18 protein-coding genes and 1 pseudogene are annotated in these 17,432 nt (G+C 71.2%); 11 read left to right on the top strand and 8 right to left on the bottom strand.

The genetic code is table 11. From position 1 onward, the window contains the following. Positions 1–121 precede the first annotated feature (121 nt). Positions 122–703, bottom strand: coding sequence for a mechanosensitive ion channel family protein (locus tag MKP15_RS01250; RefSeq protein ID WP_240211531.1), 582 nt, complete (start codon positions 701–703; stop codon positions 122–124). 367 nt (positions 704–1,070) lie between these two features. On the opposite strand from MKP15_RS01250, the gene MKP15_RS01245 reads away from it, so the two are divergent. The 4 genes from MKP15_RS01245 (at position 1,071) to MKP15_RS01230 (ending at position 3,524) form a co-directional block, all read left to right on the top strand. Further along, positions 1,071–1,649 (top strand): sigma-70 family RNA polymerase sigma factor, encoded by a 579-nt coding sequence (locus MKP15_RS01245; protein ID WP_240211530.1) that lies wholly within the window; start codon positions 1,071–1,073, stop codon positions 1,647–1,649. Then, positions 1,646–2,203 carry a hypothetical protein gene (locus tag MKP15_RS01240; protein ID WP_240211529.1) on the top strand — a complete coding sequence of 186 codons (558 nt, stop codon included), beginning with the start codon at positions 1,646–1,648 and terminating at the stop codon, positions 2,201–2,203. Before MKP15_RS01245 ends, MKP15_RS01240 begins: the two co-directional genes overlap by 4 nt. Before the next feature lie 12 nt (positions 2,204–2,215). Continuing rightward, complete coding sequence (locus tag MKP15_RS01235) at positions 2,216–3,109, top strand: DUF4097 family beta strand repeat-containing protein (RefSeq protein ID WP_240211528.1); 894 nt, start codon at positions 2,216–2,218, stop codon at positions 3,107–3,109. An 82-nt stretch (positions 3,110–3,191) separates the two neighbouring features. After that, entirely contained in the window at positions 3,192–3,524 is a 333-nt protein-coding gene (locus MKP15_RS01230) for a zinc ribbon domain-containing protein YjdM (protein ID WP_104938448.1), read from the top strand. Between the two features lie 27 nt (positions 3,525–3,551). Here the strand turns inward: MKP15_RS01230 and MKP15_RS01225 are convergent, their stop codons facing one another. Continuing rightward, positions 3,552–4,673, bottom strand: coding sequence for a tetratricopeptide repeat protein (locus MKP15_RS01225; RefSeq protein WP_240211527.1), 1,122 nt, complete (start codon positions 4,671–4,673; stop codon positions 3,552–3,554). Between the two features lie 287 nt (positions 4,674–4,960). Between MKP15_RS01225 and thpR the strand changes: the two genes are divergently transcribed. The 3 genes and pseudogenes from thpR to MKP15_RS01210 form a co-directional block, all read left to right on the top strand. Continuing rightward, positions 4,961–5,548 (top strand): RNA 2',3'-cyclic phosphodiesterase, encoded by a 588-nt coding sequence (gene thpR, locus MKP15_RS01220; RefSeq protein ID WP_104938449.1) that lies wholly within the window; start codon positions 4,961–4,963, stop codon positions 5,546–5,548. 120 nt (positions 5,549–5,668) lie between these two features. After that, positions 5,669–6,268, top strand: coding sequence for a hypothetical protein (locus MKP15_RS01215; protein ID WP_240211526.1), 600 nt, complete (start codon positions 5,669–5,671; stop codon positions 6,266–6,268). A gap of 3 nt (positions 6,269–6,271) precedes the next feature. After that, a pseudogene (locus MKP15_RS01210) lies at positions 6,272–6,460 on the top strand (hypothetical protein); the annotation flags it as partial. A gap of 640 nt (positions 6,461–7,100) precedes the next feature. Here MKP15_RS01210 and MKP15_RS01205 read toward each other — a convergent pair. Beyond that, positions 7,101–7,337, bottom strand: coding sequence for a hypothetical protein (locus MKP15_RS01205; RefSeq protein WP_240211525.1), 237 nt, complete (start codon positions 7,335–7,337; stop codon positions 7,101–7,103). On the opposite strand from MKP15_RS01205, the gene MKP15_RS01200 reads away from it, so the two are divergent. Continuing rightward, positions 7,321–7,509 (top strand): oxidoreductase-like domain-containing protein, encoded by a 189-nt coding sequence (locus MKP15_RS01200; protein ID WP_056932246.1) that lies wholly within the window; start codon positions 7,321–7,323, stop codon positions 7,507–7,509. The genes MKP15_RS01205 and MKP15_RS01200 overlap by 17 nt on opposite strands. A 70-nt stretch (positions 7,510–7,579) precedes the next feature. After that, complete coding sequence (locus MKP15_RS01195) at positions 7,580–8,950, top strand: AcvB/VirJ family lysyl-phosphatidylglycerol hydrolase (protein ID WP_240211524.1); 1,371 nt, start codon at positions 7,580–7,582, stop codon at positions 8,948–8,950. Here MKP15_RS01195 and mprF read toward each other — a convergent pair. Continuing rightward, the gene (mprF, locus tag MKP15_RS01190; RefSeq protein WP_240211523.1) at positions 8,916–11,474 is read right to left on the bottom strand and encodes a bifunctional lysylphosphatidylglycerol flippase/synthetase MprF; all 2,559 of its coding nucleotides are present in this window, start codon (positions 11,472–11,474) and stop codon (positions 8,916–8,918) included. The two genes, MKP15_RS01195 and mprF, sit on opposite strands and share 35 nt — an antisense overlap. A 153-nt stretch (positions 11,475–11,627) precedes the next feature. Between mprF and MKP15_RS01185 the strand changes: the two genes are divergently transcribed. Both MKP15_RS01185 and MKP15_RS01180 read left to right on the top strand, forming a co-directional pair. After that, entirely contained in the window at positions 11,628–12,260 is a 633-nt protein-coding gene (locus tag MKP15_RS01185; protein WP_233996321.1) for a DUF998 domain-containing protein, read from the top strand. A 50-nt stretch (positions 12,261–12,310) separates the two neighbouring features. Continuing rightward, positions 12,311–12,658: a RidA family protein gene (locus MKP15_RS01180; RefSeq protein ID WP_240211522.1), complete on the top strand. Its 348-nt coding sequence runs from the start codon at positions 12,311–12,313 to the stop codon at positions 12,656–12,658. 85 nt (positions 12,659–12,743) lie between these two features. Here MKP15_RS01180 and MKP15_RS01175 read toward each other — a convergent pair whose 3' ends face one another. From MKP15_RS01175 to MKP15_RS01160, 4 genes are all read right to left on the bottom strand, one after another. Further along, the gene (locus MKP15_RS01175) at positions 12,744–13,073 is read right to left on the bottom strand and encodes a DUF3325 domain-containing protein (RefSeq protein WP_240211521.1); all 330 of its coding nucleotides are present in this window, start codon (positions 13,071–13,073) and stop codon (positions 12,744–12,746) included. After that, positions 13,070–14,692 carry a PepSY-associated TM helix domain-containing protein gene (locus MKP15_RS01170; protein WP_240211520.1) on the bottom strand — a complete coding sequence of 541 codons (1,623 nt, stop codon included), beginning with the start codon at positions 14,690–14,692 and terminating at the stop codon, positions 13,070–13,072. Before MKP15_RS01170 ends, MKP15_RS01175 begins: the two co-directional genes overlap by 4 nt. After that, on the bottom strand, positions 14,689–15,018 hold the full coding sequence (locus MKP15_RS01165) for a DUF3649 domain-containing protein (protein ID WP_240211519.1): 330 nt from the start codon (positions 15,016–15,018) through the stop codon (positions 14,689–14,691). Before MKP15_RS01165 ends, MKP15_RS01170 begins: the two co-directional genes overlap by 4 nt. Before the next feature lie 101 nt (positions 15,019–15,119). Further along, positions 15,120–17,339: a TonB-dependent siderophore receptor gene (locus MKP15_RS01160; RefSeq protein WP_240211518.1), complete on the bottom strand. Its 2,220-nt coding sequence runs from the start codon at positions 17,337–17,339 to the stop codon at positions 15,120–15,122. Between the last annotated feature and the right edge of the window lie 93 nt (positions 17,340–17,432).

Here is a 17,432-nt window from a genome sequence, read left to right as displayed (position 1 = left end):
GGGGCGGCTCTGCTGCGGTGCTGCGGGCGGAATTTTCGCACGCAGCGGCCGTACGCGGACGGAACGCTGTGGTACGCGATGGGCGCAGGCAGCCGGGGATGCCGCTGCCTGCGGCCGAGACTCAGCCGTCGCCCTGGATCACGTGCGCCTGCGCCGGGCCGGCCGTCCAGCGGCGCAGTCCGCGCTGGAAGAACAGGCTGTTGGGTATCTGCATCAGCGTGCCCTCGGCCGGGCCGCCGATCTCCTGCAGCGTGGTGTAGATCAGGTTGATGTCGATCACCTGGCCCTTCAGCCCGGGCTTCTCGCCGTTCTCCAGCAGTTCGATGCGGTCGCCGAGGCGGAACGGCCGGGTGGTGAAGATCAGCAGCGCGCAGAAGATGTTGGACAGCACGCTCCAGGCGGCGAAGAACGCCACCGCGCCGACCGCGGCGAAACCGGTGAATGCGGTCCACAAAATGGTCGGCGATACCCCGAGCTGGTCGAGGATGGCCACCAGCGCGGCGCTGCCGATCACGAAGTTGGACAGCCGCCGGGCCGCGGTTTCCACCTGCGGCGGCAGCGTGTAGTGCATGCCCAGGCGCGCCAGCAGGCGCCGGGTGAGCAGGCGCAGCAGCCACGCCACCAGCAGGATCAGAATGACCACCAGCGCGGTGTCGAGCAGGTTGATCCATCCGTGCATCCATTCGGGCAGGTAGTTCTTCATCGGGTTGTCTCCTTGCGGCGCCGCGCCCGCTCGCGGGCAGCTGCGTTGCAACGTTCGGGTAAGCGGTGCGTGGCCATGCCGCCGATACTGCCGCGCCACGGCCCAGGTACGGGCCCGCGCGGGGCCGCCGTGCGTACCGCGCACGCCGGGTGCCAGCGGCCGCGGTGGGCTTGCCGACGGGGCGCGGCGCCGGCGTCGGTGCGGGCAGCGGTGGACAGGGACATGGTTGGCAGGCGGGGGGCGAGGCGGGATTGTCGGCCAGCCGGCGCGGCCTTGTCAGCCCCTATCGGTGTGGCCGCTGCGCCGCCCCGGCAAAAAGATCGCAGGCGGCTTTAAACCTTTCTGCTGGCCGCCGCATCCAACGGATATGCTCGACGCCATTGTGACCGCCACCGCTCCTTTCCCGCAGGCCGCCGACGATGCCGCGCTGGCGCGTGCCGCCGCCGGTGGCGACCGCCACGCCTACGAGCGCATCTACCGCCGCCACGCCCCGCGCCTGTATGCGCTGCTGTGGCGGCTGTGCGGCGGCAACGCGGCGCGTGCCGACGACGCGCTGCAGGAGACCTTCATCCAGGCCTGGCGCACGTTGCCGCAGTTCCGTTTCGAGAGCGCGCTGGGCACCTGGCTGCACCGCATGGCGGTGAACACGGCGCTGATGGAACTGCGCGCCAGCGCCGCGTTCGAGGCGCTGGATATCGGCGAGGAGGGCATGGATCTGCTGGCGCGGATGCCGGCGTCCAGTCGTTGCCAGGCCACCGGGCTGGACCTGGAGCGCGCGCTGGAAACGCTGCCGCCCCGCGCCCGTGCGGTGCTGGTGCTGCACGACATCGAGGGCTGGAAGCACCACGAAATCGCCGAGGAACTGCAGATGGCCGTCGGCAGTTCCAAGGCACAGTTGCATCGTGCGCGCGGGTTGTTGCGCGCGCGCCTGGGAGAAACACCATGAACGAACACGATTCCGACCACGACCACGATGACCTGGCCGCGCGCCTGCGCCGGCTTCCCAGCGAGCGCGTGCCGCCGGCCGCGGCCTGGCAGCACATCGCCGCACGGCTGCACGAGGCGCCACGCGAGCGGCCCGCCGCGGTGACCCCGCGCTCACGCCCGCGCCCGCGCCATCGGCGCTGGACCTCCGTCGCCGCGGCCGCCGCGGTGGCGGCGCTGGCATTGCTGGGCACCGGCCGCTGGTGGGCCGGGTCCCCGCCGCAGGCCACCCAGGCCACCCAGGCGACACGGATGACGCAGGCATCGTCGCTGGCGGCGCAGGCCGACGCGCTGGCCGCGACCTATCGCCAGGCACTGGCGGCGATCCCGCAGGACAGCGTGCCGGCCGAACTCGCGCCGGCGCTGCACGAGCTCGATGCCAGCGCCGGCAGCATCCGCTCGGCGATCGCGCAGAGCCCCGATGCCGGCTTCCTGCTCGGCCAGCTGCGGCGCACCTACGCGCTGCGGCTTGAACTTACCCGGCAGGGCCTGGATGGCGCCGGTCTTTCCACCTGAAGGAGAATCCCCGTGAATGTTTCCCTGCGACACCTGCTGGCCGCCGTCGTGCTGCTGGCCCCCCTGGCACCGGCGCTGGCGCAGACGCCGGTCAACGAACATCACCCACTGTCCAGCGGCGGGCGGGTGGAGATCAGCAACATCGCCGGCTCGGTGAACGTGCGCGGCTGGGACCGCAACGAGGTGCAGCTGACCGGCACCCTGGGCGAAGGCCAGCGCCTGGAGGTCCAGAACAGCGCCAACCGCGTGCAGCTGAAGGTGGTGTACCCGCGCAACAGCCGCAACAGCCGGGGCGCGGTGCTGGAACTGCGGGTGCCGCGCGGCAGCGAACTGCAGGCCGGTACCGTCAGCGCCACGCTGGACGTGGCCGATGTCGATCTGCGCAGGTTGCAGGCCAACACCGTCAGCGGCGGCATCACCGTGCGCGGGCAGGCCGGGCAGGCCGCGCTCAATACCGTCAGCGGCGCGATCCGCTCGCAGCTGCGTACCCCGCGGCTGGAGCTGCGCACGGTCAGCGGCGCGATCAACGCCAGCGGTGGCAGCGGCGGTGAGGTGGCGGCCAATTCGGTGTCCGGGCCGGTCGACCTGGACCTGTCGGCGGTGCAGCGGCTCGACGCCGAAACCGTGTCCGGCGGGCTCGGCGTGCGCAGCGCCGGGTTGCAGCCGGGCGGGCGCATCAGCCTGCAGACGGTGAGCGCGCCGATCGCGCTGGCGCTGCCGGCGCGCACCTCCGCGCAACTGAAGGTCAGCAGCTTCAGCGGCGCCATCCGCTCGGACGTGGGCCAGGTCGAACGCCCGCGCTACGGTCCGGGGAGCAGCCTGGACGCGCGCCTCGGCGGCGGCGACGGCGACATCTCCATCACCTCGCATTCGGGCAATGTGCGGGTGGACCTCGGCGCGCGCTGAGCATCCCCGCCAGGCCCGCCCCGGCGAACCTGGGGCGGGCGGCTACAATAGCGGGCTTGCAACGTCATCGTCTGGAGTCGCCATGCCCGTTTCTTCCTGCCCGCAGTGTTCGTCGCAGAACGTCTATCCCGACGGCGCGCTGTGGATCTGCGCCGATTGCGGCCATGAATGGACCCCGGGCGAGGCGGGCGAAGCGGCGCTGGTGGTGCGCGACAGCAACGGCAACGTACTGGTCGCCGGCGACACCGTCACCGTCATCAAGGACCTGAAGGTCAAGGGTTCGTCGATCCCGCTCAAGCAGGGCACGGTGATCCGCAACATCCGCCTAGTCGAGGACGACGCCGAGCACATCGAAGGCAACTCGGACAAGATCAAGGGCCTGGTGCTCAAGACCTGCTTCCTGCGCAAGGCCTGAGCCTGCGCGTGGCGGCCGCCGGGCGCCTCAATGCCCGGCGTGCCGGGCGGTGAGCCGGCGCAGCGCCTCCAGTTTGGCCTGGTAGACCGCACGCAGGTGGTCGGAGCTGCCCAGCTCGCGGGCCCGCTCCAGTTCGCGCACCGCGCGGCGGTTGTCGCCGCTGAGCGAGTAGGCGCGCGCCAGCCCGAAGTGGAACTGGTGCGCGCTGCCATACAGCCGCACCGCATGCCGGTAGTAGTGGATGGCGGCGGCGTAATCGGCACGGCGTTCGGCTTCCACGCCCTGGATGAACTGGTAGAACGGGTCGCGCTCGTGTTCGCGCCGCAGCCGCGCGTCCAGCCGCGCGGCACGCGCGTTGTCGCCGATCCGCAGGTACAGCGCGCTGGCGTTGGCGAGCGTGGAGGGCAGGTCGGGGTCGATGGCCAGGGCCCGGTCGAACGCGGCCGCCGCGGCGGCGGTGTCGCCCGCGCGGGTTTCCAGCACGCCCAGGTTGTTCCATGCCGGCGCGAAGCGCGCCTCCTGCTGCAGCGCCACCTGGAAATGCTCGCGGGCCGCCGCAACCTGCCCCTCGGCCAGCAGCTCGGCACCGCGGTTGTTGTAGAAATGGGCCAGTGCGCGCTGGTCGGAAACCGGGCGCGGGCCACGACGGTCGTACAGCACGTCCTGGTCCAGGTCCAGGGTGCCGCGGCGACCATTCACGCGCAGCCCGACGTTGACGTGCCCGGCGTTGTAGACCACGTCCTGCTCCTGATACCAGGTGACGACCCGTCCGACCTCCTGGACGTCGGCCTCGATACCCGCTTCGCGCGCCAGGGCCATGAACAGCAGGGTGAAGGAAAGGCAGTTGGCGCGGCGCTGGCGCCAGGCCTCGGCGACGGTCAGGGTCGCGGCGGTGTCGTACCGCAGCGCTGCATCCGGGGCCTCCGCCGCGTCCGGCGCGCGGGGCTGGAAGACCAGTTCCATCAGCCGCTGCACGCGCTGTTCCGGCGAGCGGCTGGGCGCGATGACCTCCTCGCGCACCCGTTGTTCCAGCGCGGGGGGAATGGCCATGATCTGTTCGGGCGTCGGTGGCGCCAGCCGCGCGTCCGCCGCGTCCGGCGGGGCGACGCTGATGGCGGCGAGCAGGGCGAAAGCACTCCAGGCGATCATGGCGACCCCGGTGGGTTGCGGTGGCGGCACCAGTGTAAGCCCGTCGCCGCCGCCTGGCGCGGCATCCACAGAAGGTGTGGACCGGGGTTTGGCAAAGATGTGGATAACTCGCGGCAGCCCTTGTGCCGTCGGCGTTGCGCGCGGCTGGTCATATTTTCGCCATGCGCGTTGCGGGCAGCGGCGGCGCACGGCCCGGCACCGCGCCGGGTCTGCTAGTATCCGCGCCCCAGACCAGGCCGGCCGCCGTACCCCGGCGCGCTCCCGCCGGCCGGCGTTTCCATTCGACCATGACGAAGTTCATTCCCTCCGCCGAGGCGCAACTGTCGCTGGGTCTCGGCAGCGACATCCCCACCGAGCGCCTGTTCTTCGCGGTGATGCCGGACCCGGCCACCGCCTGGCGCATCGCCGAACTGGCCGAGGGACTGCGTGCCGAACACGGCCTGGACGGACGGCCGCTGGCGCGCGAGCGCCTGCATGTCACCCTGCATCACCTGGGCGATTACGCCGGTCTGCCGCCGAGCCTGCTGGCCAAGGTGCAGCAGGCCGCGGCGCGGGTGCGGATGCCGGAATTCGAGGTGTGCTTCGATGAAGTCGGCAGCTTTGCCGGTGGCCGCCAGCATCCGTTCGTGCTGCGCAGCGCGCATGGCGCCGACCTGCTGCAGGGCCTGCACCAGGAGCTGGCGCGCTGCCTGCAGGCCATCGGCAGCCGCCCCGATCCGGGGTTCACGCCGCACCTGACCCTGCTCTACGACAAGCGGCGCCTGCCGGTGCAGCCGGTGCAGCCGATGCGCTGGCTGGTGCGCGAGTTCGTGCTCATCCGCAGCTTCCTGGGGCAGACCCGCTATCAGCTGGAAGGGCGCTGGACGCTGGGCTGAAGGCCGTCGCCGGGCGCCGCCGCCGCGCGGTGCGGGCCAGCAGCGCGCAGGCAGGGCACGCGTTGGCGTGAGGCCCGCGGCCGGCGTCGCCGCCACCCCGGCCGGTGCCTAGAATGGCGCATGGACCTGATTCCGATGCCGCTGCCGGCAGGCCAACTGGCCGAGATCGAAGCCGCGCACGCGCAGCCGCCGCGTGCGTACCACAACCTTGGCCACGTGCAGGCGTTGCTGCACCACCATCGCGACGTCGCCGCCGGCCCGGGCTGGCGGCAGCCGCGCGAGGTGGCGCTGGCGATGCTGTACCACGACGCGGTGTACGAGGCCGGGCGCGGCGACAACGAAGCGCGCTCGGCGGCGATGGCGCGGGCGGCGATCGCGCGCTGGCTGCCCGATGCCGGCGTGGATGCGGAGCGGGTGGCGGCGCTGATCGCGCTTACCGCGCGCCACGGCCAGGTGCGTGGCGATGAGCTGGACGCGGACGCGGCGCTGTTCCTGGACAGCGACATGGCCATTCTTGGCGCGCCGCCCGAGGTGTTCGATGCCTATGACCGTGGCATCGCCGAGGAGTACCGGGGCAAGGTGCCGGGTTTCCTGTTCCGGCTCAATCGCCGGCGTTTTCTGAAAGGTGTGCTGGCGCAGCCGCGCATTTTCTTCAGCGATTTCTTCCATGCGCGGTATGACGCGCAGGCGCGGGAGAATCTGCGGCGGGTGACGGGCTGAGGCGTGTTGGATGCCTATGATCGTGGCATCGCCGAGGAGTACCGGGGCAAGGTGCCGGGTTTCCTGTTCCGGCTCAATCGCCGGCGTTTTCTGAAAGGTGTGCTGGCGCAGCCGCGCATTTTCTTCAGCGATTTCTTCCATGCACGGTATGACGCGCAGGCGCGGGTGAATCTGAATCGGGTGACGGGCTGAGGCCTGCTTTGGCTTTGGCTTTGGCTTTGGCTGTTGCTCATTGCTTTTGACTTTCAGGGTCCCCTTCCGCAGCGACGGAGCCGGTGGGAATAACCCGAAGGGCGACGTGCAGGGATGCACGTCGTTTTTCGACGAGACAAGGATGTCTCGTCGAAAAATCCCACAGGCGGAGTGGACCCGGCGCGCGTAGCGCGGCGGGCGCGGAGGCAGGGGCGTGTTTCTTTGGGCCACCTTTCTTTGCACGAGCAAAGAAAGGTGGCTCGCGCCCCGAAGGGGAGCGAAAGCTTTTGATCCTGCTCCAGCCTTTGCTTGCCTTCTCAAACCGGCAGGAGCGGAGGCCAAGGTGATAGCCAAGAAGTTCAATGGGCTTTGGGCAAGTATGAAAGCGGAAGCTTGAAGGCCGAGCTTTCGCCCCTGCTTCGCAGGAGCGAGTTACTTCTCTTTGCTCGTGCAAAGAGAAGTAACCAAGAGAAAGCACGCCCTGCCTCCGCGCCCGTCGCGCTACGCGCGCCGGGTTCACTCCGCCGGCGGGATTTTTCGACGAGACATCCTTGTCTCGTCGAAAAACGACGTGCATCCATGCACGTCGCCCTTCGGGTTATTCCCGCCGGCTGCGTCGCTGCGGAAGGGGACCCGGAAGTCAAAAGCAGTGCAAGATCACGAGCAACAGCAACAGCAACAGCAACAGCAACAGCAACGGCAACGGCAACGGCAACGGCAACGGCAGCCACAGCCACGGCCACGGCCACAGCCACAGCCACAGCCACAGCCACGACCACGGCCATAGCCCGCGCCTTGCCGGACCCCATGGCCTAGAATTGCTCCATCCTGTTTTGACGACGGCCACACCGGCCGAAGCGATGAACCCGATTCCCATCCCCACGCCCGACCCGGACCCGCGGCCCACGCCGCCGGAGGAGCCGGGGCCCAACGAATGCTGCGGCAGCGGCTGTCCGCTGTGCGTGCTGGACCTGTATGCCGACGAACTGGCGCGCTACCGGCAGGCGCTGGCGGCGTGGAAGCTGCGGCATCCGGACGCGCAGGACTGACACCGCGTTTCCACCCCGTTCCCGCATTGGCAGGCGTAGGCTTGCCGTTTCCCTGGTCAAGGAAGCTCTCATGGCACATGCGTCGCTCGCTTTGGTGGTGGTGATGGCGTCGGGCCTGCTGGCGGCGCCGGCACTGGCGCTGGAGCCGGTCAGCCATGGCCGTTTCGAACGGGTGCCGGTGCTGTTGCCCGATGGACCGGTGCAGCGGGTGGTGGTCTGGTTCGCCGGTGACGGCGACGCTGCGCCGCGGCAGGCACGGCTGCAGGCGCTGCGCCGCGATGGCGCGCTGGTGGTGGACGTCGATACCCGCCATCTGGCCGGGGTGCTGGCGAAGGAAGGCGGCAGCTGCGGGTTCTCCGCCGGCGACGTGGAGAACTTCTCGCGCTATGTGCAGGCCTATCTGCGGGTGCCGACCTACCACCTGCCGATCCTGGGCGGCGATGGCGCCGGGGCCGCGCTGGCCTACGCGGTGTCCGCGCAGTCCGGCCCGGACGTGTTCGCCGGCCTGCTCACCGAGGATTTCTGCCCGCGCCTGGGCGATACGCGGATGATCTGCGGCGACGGCATCGACGGTGGCACGCTGCTGCCGGTGGCGCTGGGTTTCCCGTGGCTGGAGGCCGCGCCGGGGCATGCCCCGCGCTGTCCGGCGGGCGAGGTCGAGGCCTTCGCGCGGGCGGTGCCGCTGGCGCGGCGCTTCCAGCGCACTGCCGCCGGCAGCGTGCTGCCAGGTGAGGTTGCCGCGGCGCGGGTACTGGGCGCGCAGCGCGGGGTGAGCCTGCCGCCGGTGCCACATGAGCTGGACGGCCTGCCGCTGGTGGAAGTGCCGGCCGCCGGCAACGGCGACACCTTCGCCGTGTTCGTGTCCGGCGACGGTGGCTGGGCCGGGCTGGACAAGGAGGTCGCCGGCGCGCTGGCGCAGGCCGGCATCCCGGTGGTGGGCGTGGATTCGCTGCGCTATTTCTGGAGTGCGCGCACGCCGGCCGGCTTCGCCGCCGACCTGGACCGCATCACCCGCCATTACGCGCGGCAGTGGCAGCGCCCGAAGCTGCTGCTGCTCGGCTTCTCGCAGGGCGCCGACGTGCTGCCGGCGGCGATCAACCGGCTGTCCGCCGATACCGCCTCGATGCTGGCGATGACCGCGTTGCTGTCGGTGGGCACGCACGCCGACTACGAGTTCCACGTCAGCAACTGGCTGGGGGGCGATGGCGACGGGCTGCCGATCGCCCCGGAGATGCGCCGGCTGCCGGCGGCACGCACCGTCTGCGTCTACGGCCAAGACGACGACGATGCGCTGTGCCCGCGGCTGCCGGCCGGGTCGGCGCAGGTCGTGCGCCTGCCCGGCGACCATCACTTCCAGGGCGATTACGCCGGGCTGGCGCGGGTGATCCTGCAGCGGCTGCGCGGGCTCAGTTCGACTGCCGGCGCGGATCCAGCGAAATGAGCCGGGTCACGTCCAGCAGCGCGGCGGGCAGGTGCATGCCGCCCGGCGCGGCCAGGTAGCGCGGACGCCACTCCGGCGCGAACTTGGACTTGAAGCGGCGCAGCCCGCCGAAGCCATAGAAGCGCTCGCCGTGGCGCGCGACCAGGTTGGCGAAGCGGTTCCAGCGCCCGGCCAGGCGGTGTTCGGCCAGCCCCGTCAGCGGTGCCATGCCCAGCGAGAAGCGGGTATGGCCGTTGGCCGCGCCCCACAGGAACAGTTCGATGAACAGAAAGTCCATGGTGCCCTTGGGGGCGTCGGCGGCGTGCCGCATCAGGTCCACCGACAACTCGCGCGCGAGCGGCGCCTGCCACAGGTTGGCGAACGCCACGATCCGGCCTTCGACCTCGACCAAGGCCATCGGGAAGCGGCACAGGTAGTCGGGGGCGAAGCTGCCCAGCGAGAACCCCTTCTCGTCGCCGGCCTTCTCTTCCAGCCAGGCGTCGGAGATCGCCTCCAGCGCCGGCAACAGCGGCGCGACATCCGCGGCCGGCACCACCCGGAACGCCAGGCCGCTGCGGCGGCCCTTGTTCCACGCCTGGCGCAGTTCCGCGCGCGCGCTGCCTTCCAGGCTGAAGCCGGCCAGCGACACCATCGCTTCCTCGCCGAGCTTGACCAGGGTCAGGCCCAGGTCGAGGTAGGTCTGCCAGTGCTGGTCCCCGGTCTGGTAGAACACCGGGCGCAGGCCGAGCCGGTCGGCTTCCTCGCGGAATTTCCAGATCAGCATGCGCGCGGTGTCCGGCGGGCCGACCGGGTCGCCCATCGACACCAGCGAGCCGCCGTAGCGCTGCATCATCACGAAGCCATTGCCGTCGTCGCTGCGCAGGATCGCCTTGTCGCCGGTCATCGCCAGGCAGGCCTGGGTGTCGTGCGCCTGCGCCAGCAGCGGCCGCAGCTGCTCGAGCTGCGCGGCGTCGGGTAGCGGCAACGGCGCGCGGGTGCTGTGCAGCAGCCGCGCCACCCCGAACACGATCACCACGATGCTGACCAGCAGCAACGCGCGCAGCGCGCGTGGCGCGTTGCCGGAGGTGGCGAACTGCCACCACAGCTCGTTCTGGTACTCGACGTGGCTGTAGACGAAGAACAGCAGCCACACCGTGGCCACCAGCACCAGCGCCACATTGCGCAGCCACGGCCACGACCAGGCCTCGTCGAGCAGCGCGCCCTGGCGGTAGAACTCGCGCCGCGCCGCCCACAGCGCCACCGCCACCAGCGGCAGGGTCAGCGCCACCAGCGCATGGCCGCCGCGCAGCCAGGCCGGAATCGGCAACAGCACGCTCACCGCCAGCGCGATCAGCCACGCCGCATGGCTGCGCCGCTGCAGCCCCTGGCCGATCAGCAACAGCAGCACGCCACCGAGGCTGCCCAGCAGGTGCGAGGTCTCCACGATCGGCAGCGGCGCATGCAATGCGCGATGCCGCGGCGCCGGCAGGGTGCCGTCGATCACCAGCAGCGCACCGACCGCGAACACCGCCAGCGCGATCACCTGCGGCAGCCAGGGGCGCAGCACGTTCCAGGCGGTGCTGGCGCCGCTGCGCAGCGGCCGGCGGACGGCGGCCAGCCCGGCCAGCAGGGTGGAGAGGAACAGCGGCACCAGGTAATAGGTGACGCGGTAGGCCACCGCCGCGGCCAGGATCGCCGCCGGCGCCAGCTGCGGCAGCAGCTTGAGCAGGCTCCACTCGAACACGCCCAGCCCGGCCGGCACCGTGGAGACCAGCCCGGCGACCACCGCCACCAGATACAACCCGACAAAGCCGATGTAGCCCACGCCATCCTGCGCCGGCAGCAGCACGTAGAACGCGGCCGACGCCAGGCCCAGTTCCACCAGGCTCAGTGCGGTGACCTCCAGCACCGTGCGCCGGTCCGGTATCCATACCCGGTGCCGGCGCCAGCCGATGCTGCGGCCGTCGGCGCCGACCAGCAGCCACATCGCAGCGAAGCCGAGCAGCAGGGCGATGCCCAGCAGGCGCACCGCCGACGCGTCCAGCGGCAGCGCCAATGCCGCCGCACCCGGCTCCAGCCACAACGCCAGGCCCAGCAGCACCCAGGCGCCGAACACGAAGCCCAGGGTGCTCATCAGCACCACCTGGCCGATCTCGGCCAGTCCCAACCCGGCGCTGCCATAGCTGCGCACCCGGATCGCGCCACCGGTGAGCGCGGCGAAGCCCAGGGTCTGCCCGGCGGCATGCGCGAGGAAGGCGGTGATCGCCACCCGGCCCGGTGGCAGGCGCCGGTTGGCGCGGCGCAGCCCGATCGCATCGAACCCGATCAGGCAGGCGTAACTGGCCATGCCCAGCAGCAGCGCCAGCCCCAGCTGCGACCACGACAGCGCATGCATGGCGCCGCGGATCTGCCGGTAGCCGTGCTCGCTGAACTCACCGGCCAGCGCGTGCAGGGCCATGCCCATGATTGCCAGGGTCACGGCGACGGCGGCGAACCGGCGCCAGCCGGCGGTCGGGGGAGCGGTGGGTACGGCGGGGTCGGCCATGCGCGGCAACGGGCAGGGCGCCATGCAGGCGCGGGAGTGCAGAGACTATCGGCATGGCGTGACGGTGCTGGCAAGTGGGCGCGTGGCCTTCAGCGGGCGGACGGCTGGCGGCGCGGCTAAGCTGGTGTCCCGACCCTGCGCAAGGAACAGGCCGTGGCCGCCGGCCGCCACCGTCCACATCGTGATCCCGCGCGCCTGGCCGCGCTGCCGGTGCTGGCGGCGCTGCTGCTGTTCACCGTTGTCGCGACCTGGCTGCAGGTGGCGCGTACCGACCTGGACTGGACGCGTGCCACGCTCAGCCTGTACCTGCACGGCCCGTACGCGCCGTGGCTGCGCAGCGCCTACTGCGTGCTGGCCGCGGCGATCGTGGCGCTCGCCATCGCACTGCACCTGCGCTTGCGCGGACCGGCGCGGCGCGGACTGCCGCTGGCCCTGTTCTGCGCGGCCGGCACCGGCCTGGCCACGGTGGCCGTGGGCGACAGCTGGCTGCCGCAGCACGCGCCGGCGCTGGCGCCGCTGGTGCATGCGCTGGCCGCGCAGACCGCATTCCTGTGCGTCACCACGGCGATGCTGCTGCAGGCCTGGTGCTTCGGTCGCGACCGCCGCTGGCGTGGTGCCTATCCGCTGGCGTGGGGATGGGCGTGGCTGGCGTTCGCCGGGCTGTGGCTGCACGTGCTCTGGCGCGACACGCCGCGCGGGCTGGGGCAGAAGGCGGTGATCGCGCTGGTGCTCGGCTGGCTGGCGCTGGCCGCCGTGCAGTTGTGGCGGCTGCCCCGTCTCCGCTGAAACCATCGGTTGCGGGCACAATGGGCCTACATCCACCCACGGGAAAGCCCATGATCGAACGTTTCGATACCGGTCCGCGCATGTCGGAAATGACCATCCACCACGGCGTGGCCTACCTCGCCGGGCAGGTGCCCGAAGACACCAGCGCCGACATCGTCGGCCAGACCGAACAGGTGCTGAAAGCCATCGACGACCTGCTGCGGCTGGCGCCGACCGACAAGCGCCACATCCTGCGCGCGGAAATCTTCCTGGCCGACATGGCCGATTTCGCCGGCATGAACCAGGCTTGGGACAAGTGGGTGCCGGAAGGCGCCACGCCGGCGCGCGCCACCGTGCAGGCCAAGCTCGCCAACCCGGCGTGGAAGATCGAGATCGTCGTCACCGCGGCGGTGCCGTAAGCGCGGCGGGTGCCGTTCCCGGAGGGTCGATCCGGGAACGGGGCAGCGCCCGTCACCCGGCGTCGCGGCGCATGCGCCGCCGCCGTCAGCTAAGCGCGACCAGCAGTCCGGCGAGCGGCAGCGTCCATGCCAGCGGCACCACCCAGCGCGGCCGGTATGGATGCAGCGCGAGCGCCAGTACCAGTCCGGCGGCGGTCAGCGCGCCGAGCCAGATGACCGGCCCCAGCGCCCAGCCGTGCGCGCGTACGCACAGGCCGGTACTCAGCGCCAGCACCGCCCAGCCCAGTCCGCGCCACAGCCGCCTGCGCGCCGGGCTGGCGGCAGCCTTGCCGTACAGGTCCTGCTGGTGTTTTTCCATGGCCAGCGACAGCGTGGCGAACGCCGCGAACGACAGCCCCAGGGCGAGCGCCATCATGCACGGGCCTCCTCGCCGGCGCCGTGCTGCCGGCGTTTCCTTTGCGCCGCGCTGGGCGGTGGTTGCCAGTGCTGCACGCGCCAGGCGCAGCACGCCAGCATCGCGCCGAAGCCGATCATGGCCAGGTCGAAGCCGGCCAGCGCCCAGTCGCCATCGGCGATGGCCGCGACCAGGTGGGTGCGGGTGGTCAGCGCGTTGAGCAGCGGCAGCAGCGCGAACGCGGCCGCGCCCAGGTACAGCTGCGCGACCCACATCGCCCGCCGCGGCCACGCCAGGGCAGCCAGCAGCGCAGCACCCCAGGCGCAGAAGAACACGTCGGCCTCGGCCGCCGGGCGTCCGGCCAGCTGCAGCGGCAGCAGGCGGTTGCCCCAGAAGTAGGCGGCGAAGGCGATGGGCAGGCCGGCCACGGTGCCGATGTTGAGCGCATCGACCAGGCGCAGGCCGACGCCGGTCTTCCCGGCCCTGGCATGCTTCGGCCGCTCCTTGACCGCCCACAGCACCACGCCGCTGGCCACCATCAGGCAACCGGCCAGCCCGGACAGGAAGAACAGCGCGCGCAGCCCGGGCTCGGCGAAGCGGGCCAGGTGCAGGCCGTACAGCACCCCGCGGGTGCGGGTGGCGCCACCGGCATCCGGGCTGGCGCCGAGCAGCGCGCCACTGACCGCGTCGTAGCGCAGCGACGGCGTGTCGATGCTCAACCGGCGGCCGTCGCGCTGCTGGATGTCGACCACCGCGTTGGCGGCGCCGGGGCGGTGCACCACGAAGCCGGCGATCTGCGCCCCATTCCAGTGCCGCCGCGCGCTGTCCAGCAGCTGCTGGATCGGCAGCGGCAGCGGCGGCGCGCGGCCCGCGGCCGGCCCCTGGACCTCGGCCAGGCGCGCGAAGGCGTCGTTGAAGAACGCGTCCTCGTCGTCCGGGTAAGCCGCCTTCACGCCCCACGGCAGGTACAGGAACATCAGCGTCACGATGCCGGTATAGGTGATCATCGCGTGGTAGGGCAGGGCCATCACCGCGCTGACGTTGTGGAAATCCAGCCACGAGCGCAGGCCTTTTCCCGGGCGGAAGGTGAAGAAGTCCCGGAAGATCTTCTTGTGGGTGATGACGCCGGTGACGATGGCCACCAGCATGAACATCGCGCAGAAGCCGACGATCCAGCGCGCCCATAGCACCGGCAGGTAGTGCAGGTCGAAGTGCAGGCGGTAGAAGAAGTCGCCGCCGCGGGTGTCGCGCGCGCTCACCTCGCGCCCGGTGTTGGGGTCCAGGGTGGCGTCGCCGAAGCGCCCGCCGCGGCGGCGTCGTTCGCCGCCGTCGGCCGGCGGCGGGGCCATCGACTCGGGGTTGCGCCAGAACGTGCGCATGGCCGGGTTGCGCGGGTCGGGCAGGCTTACGTTCCAGCTCTCGGCGTGCGGCGCCCGTTCGCGCAGGAAGGCGAGCGCATTGGCCGCGGCCTGGTCGGCGTCGACCGCGTTGCGCGGCAGCTCCGGGCGCATCCAGCGGCTGATCTCCTCGCGGTAGTAGCTGGCGGTGCCGGCCATGAAGATCAGCAGCAGCACCCAGCCCACCAGTAACCCGGTCCAGGTGTGCAGCCAGGCCATCGACTGGCGGAACCCCTGCTTCATGCTGGCGCTCCCAGCCACTGCACGCCCAGCCAGAACAGCAGGGCGGGGGTGGCGATGCCGGCCCAGGCGCGCAGCGCGCTGCCGCTGGCGAAGGCCCACAACGCGGCGCAGGCGTACACCACGATGGCCAGCAGCATGCCGGTCAGCACCGCCTGGCTGCGCGCCATCGGCAGCGCCACGGCGAGGAATGCGGCCGACGCGGCGGCCAGGGCATAGCCGCCGAGGATCGCCGCCAGCGTGCGCGACAACACGCCCGGCCAGGGGCGGGCGAGGAAGGCACCGAGCCGGCGGTGCCACGGGTGGGGGAGGGGTATCGTGTTGTCCACGGAGTCTGCGGTATCGGATCGGACGGGCGCCGCGCGCTGCGCGCGGCGGAAGGTGGCCATCCATGGCCGGCGCTGCATCCGGCAGCGTTTCCCTGGAGGGCTTACAGCTTCCAGCGCAGGGTCAGGCGCACGTTGCGCGGCTCGCCCCAGTACACGCCGTCGTAGAAGCCGACGTTGTTGTAGTACTTCCTGTCCAGCAGGTTGCTGATGTTCAGTTGCGCGGAGAGGTTGTCGTTGAAGCGGTAGCTGGCGAAGGCGTTGAGCAGGAAGAACGCGTCCTGGGTGATCGGCGACCTGTAGGTCCTGCCGCTGGTCGCGTAGTCGGCGGCCGGGCGGTTGCTCATGCGCCAGATCGCGCTCTGCCAGGTCGCGCCGCCGCCCAGCGACAGCCGGCTCCAGGCGCCGTCGGGACGCCAGCTGGCATTGAGGCGGAAGGTGTCCACCGGCGTGGTGGTGTTCTGGCGCACGCCCTGCTGGTTGCGCACGGTGGTGTGGGCATAGCCGGCCGACAGGTTCCAGCGCTCGCCCAGGCGGCCCTGGGCTTCGACTTCCCAGCCCTTGACCCGGTTGCCCTTGCCGGTGGAGCGGTAGGCGCTGGCGCCGTCGGGCAGCGAGCCTTCAGGCACCGAATCGTCCAGCTCGGCGACGTTGTCCTTCGCGCCCCTGAACAGCGCCGCGGAGGCGTTCAGCAGGCCATCGAAGAATTCGCCCTTGAGGCCGGCCTCCCACATGTCGCCCAGCACCGGCTTCAGATAACGGTTGTCCTTGTCGCGGTAGTTCTGCGGCTGGAAGATGTCGGTGTAGCTGGCATAGGCGCTGAAGTGCGCGCCGAGGTCATACACCAGGCCCGCGTACGGGGTCAGCGAATCGTCGGGCCGGTAGCCGCCGCGGCGGGTGCCGAGCAGCTTGCCGGCGCTGTCGCGGGTGTAGTTCCAGCTGCGCGTCTCCCAGCTGCCGTAGCGCGCGCCCAGCACCGCCAGCAGCGGGTCGGCCAGCTGCAGGCGCGTGGCCAGGTAGGCGGCGCGTTGCTTCAGTTCGTCCTGCGCTGCCAGCCAGCCGGGGCGGGTGACGCGCAGCGGCGCGACGTTGCCGTCCCAGTGGCGCCAGTCGGCGACCTGGTCGTAGCCGTCGGGATAGGCGTAGTCGGTCGCCGGCACTTCGCCCTTGCGCAGTGACTGGCCGACGCCGACCACCAGTTCGTGTTCGCGCCCGAACAGGCGGAACGGGCCGCCGGCGTTGAGGTCCAGCACCTGCATGTCGCCGCGCTCGCCGAACACGCCCACGTAGGCCCGCACGCCGCTGCCGTCCGGGCGTGGATAGCCGGCGGCGCCGTACCAGACTTGGCCCTGCGTATCGCGCCGGGAGCGGGTATAGCTGGCCCTGGCCGACCAGTCGTGGCCCAGGCTCTGCTCCAGCCGCGCGAACGCGGTCTTCTCCACGATCGGCCACTGGCTCCAGCGCGCCGACAGGTTGGTCGAACGCGGCAGGTTGGCCGGCTGGCCGTCCACGCCCCAGTACGGCACCACGCCCCAGGTCACGCCGGAGGTCTCCGGCGACTGGTATTCGTAGCCGGCCTCGAGCAGGGTGCTGCTGGTGAGGTCGGCCTGGACGATGCCGTAGAACACGTCCTTGTCCAGCCGGTACACGTCGCGGAACGAATCGCTCTGCTGCCTGGCCGCGACCATGCGCGCGCGGACGCGGCCGTCCAGCGCGAGCGGGCCGCCGATGTCGGCCTCCAGGCGCTGGTTGCCCCAGCGCCCGGCCGTCACGCTGGCGCTCATCGCGAACTGGTCGGTGGGGCGTTTGCGCACGTAGTTGATGGTGCCCGACGGATCACCGGCGCCGGTGGTCAGGCCGGTGGCGCCGCGGACCACCTCGATGCGCTCGTAGAGGGCGCTGTCGTTGTTGGTCTTGATGTAGCCGCTGAAGGTGTTGAGCATGCCGTCGACCTGGAAGTTGCTGATGTTGTAGCCGCGCGAGACGTAGTTGATGCGCTCGCTGTCGGTCACCGAGACGTGCACGCCGGTCACCTGGCCCATCACGTCGGACATCGCGTGCAGGCCCATGTCGTCCAGCTGCTGGCGGGTCAGCACGGTGACCGACTGCGGGGTGTGGCGCAGCGACAGGTCGAGCCGGGTCGCGGTGCGCGCGTGTCGCACCGTGTACGCGTCGTCGGCTTCGGCCACGACCTTGACCGCATCGAGCGTGGTGGCGTCGCCCGGCGCGGTCTGGGCCAGTGCGGCGGGCGCGGACAGGGTGGCGCTCAGGGCGAGGGCCAGCAGTGTGGGCCGTGGCGGCGGGAGCAAGCGTGGGGACTGCATCGTGGATTCCTGGTGGGCGGTGGGAGGGCCGACCCGCGGAATCGCCCATGGCAGCGCGCCACGCCCCGCGTGACCGTGCGCTGCACGTCGCCT

This window comes from Stenotrophomonas sp. Y6 (genome assembly GCF_022436665.1).
GTDB classification, from domain to species: domain Bacteria; phylum Pseudomonadota; class Gammaproteobacteria; order Xanthomonadales; family Xanthomonadaceae; genus Stenotrophomonas; species Stenotrophomonas acidaminiphila_A.
Note: the sequence above shows the minus strand (reverse complement) of the source record. Positions and strands in the feature narration are given on the sequence as shown.

Bases quoted from the DNA above. Each gene is read 5' to 3' on its own strand.
- MKP15_RS01250 (WP_240211531.1), bottom strand. From the start codon at position 703: ATGAAGAACTACCTGCCCGAATGGATGCACGGATGGATCAACCTGCTC.
- MKP15_RS01245 (WP_240211530.1), top strand. From the start codon at position 1,071: ATGCTCGACGCCATTGTGACCGCCACCGCTCCTTTCCCGCAGGCCGCC.
- MKP15_RS01240 (WP_240211529.1), top strand. From the start codon at position 1,646: ATGAACGAACACGATTCCGACCACGACCACGATGACCTGGCCGCGCGC.
- MKP15_RS01230 (WP_104938448.1), top strand. From the start codon at position 3,192: ATGCCCGTTTCTTCCTGCCCGCAGTGTTCGTCGCAGAACGTCTATCCC.
- MKP15_RS01225 (WP_240211527.1), bottom strand. From the start codon at position 4,673: ATGATCGCCTGGAGTGCTTTCGCCCTGCTCGCCGCCATCAGCGTCGCC.
- thpR (WP_104938449.1), top strand. From the start codon at position 4,961: ATGACGAAGTTCATTCCCTCCGCCGAGGCGCAACTGTCGCTGGGTCTC.
- MKP15_RS01215 (WP_240211526.1), top strand. From the start codon at position 5,669: ATGGACCTGATTCCGATGCCGCTGCCGGCAGGCCAACTGGCCGAGATC.
- MKP15_RS01200 (WP_056932246.1), top strand. From the start codon at position 7,321: ATGAACCCGATTCCCATCCCCACGCCCGACCCGGACCCGCGGCCCACG.
- MKP15_RS01205 (WP_240211525.1), bottom strand. From the start codon at position 7,337: ATGGGAATCGGGTTCATCGCTTCGGCCGGTGTGGCCGTCGTCAAAACA.
- MKP15_RS01195 (WP_240211524.1), top strand. From the start codon at position 7,580: ATGGCACATGCGTCGCTCGCTTTGGTGGTGGTGATGGCGTCGGGCCTG.
- mprF (WP_240211523.1), bottom strand. From the start codon at position 11,474: ATGGCCGACCCCGCCGTACCCACCGCTCCCCCGACCGCCGGCTGGCGC.
- MKP15_RS01180 (WP_240211522.1), top strand. From the start codon at position 12,311: ATGATCGAACGTTTCGATACCGGTCCGCGCATGTCGGAAATGACCATC.
- MKP15_RS01175 (WP_240211521.1), bottom strand. From the start codon at position 13,073: ATGATGGCGCTCGCCCTGGGGCTGTCGTTCGCGGCGTTCGCCACGCTG.
- MKP15_RS01170 (WP_240211520.1), bottom strand. From the start codon at position 14,692: ATGAAGCAGGGGTTCCGCCAGTCGATGGCCTGGCTGCACACCTGGACC.
- MKP15_RS01160 (WP_240211518.1), bottom strand. From the start codon at position 17,339: ATGCAGTCCCCACGCTTGCTCCCGCCGCCACGGCCCACACTGCTGGCC.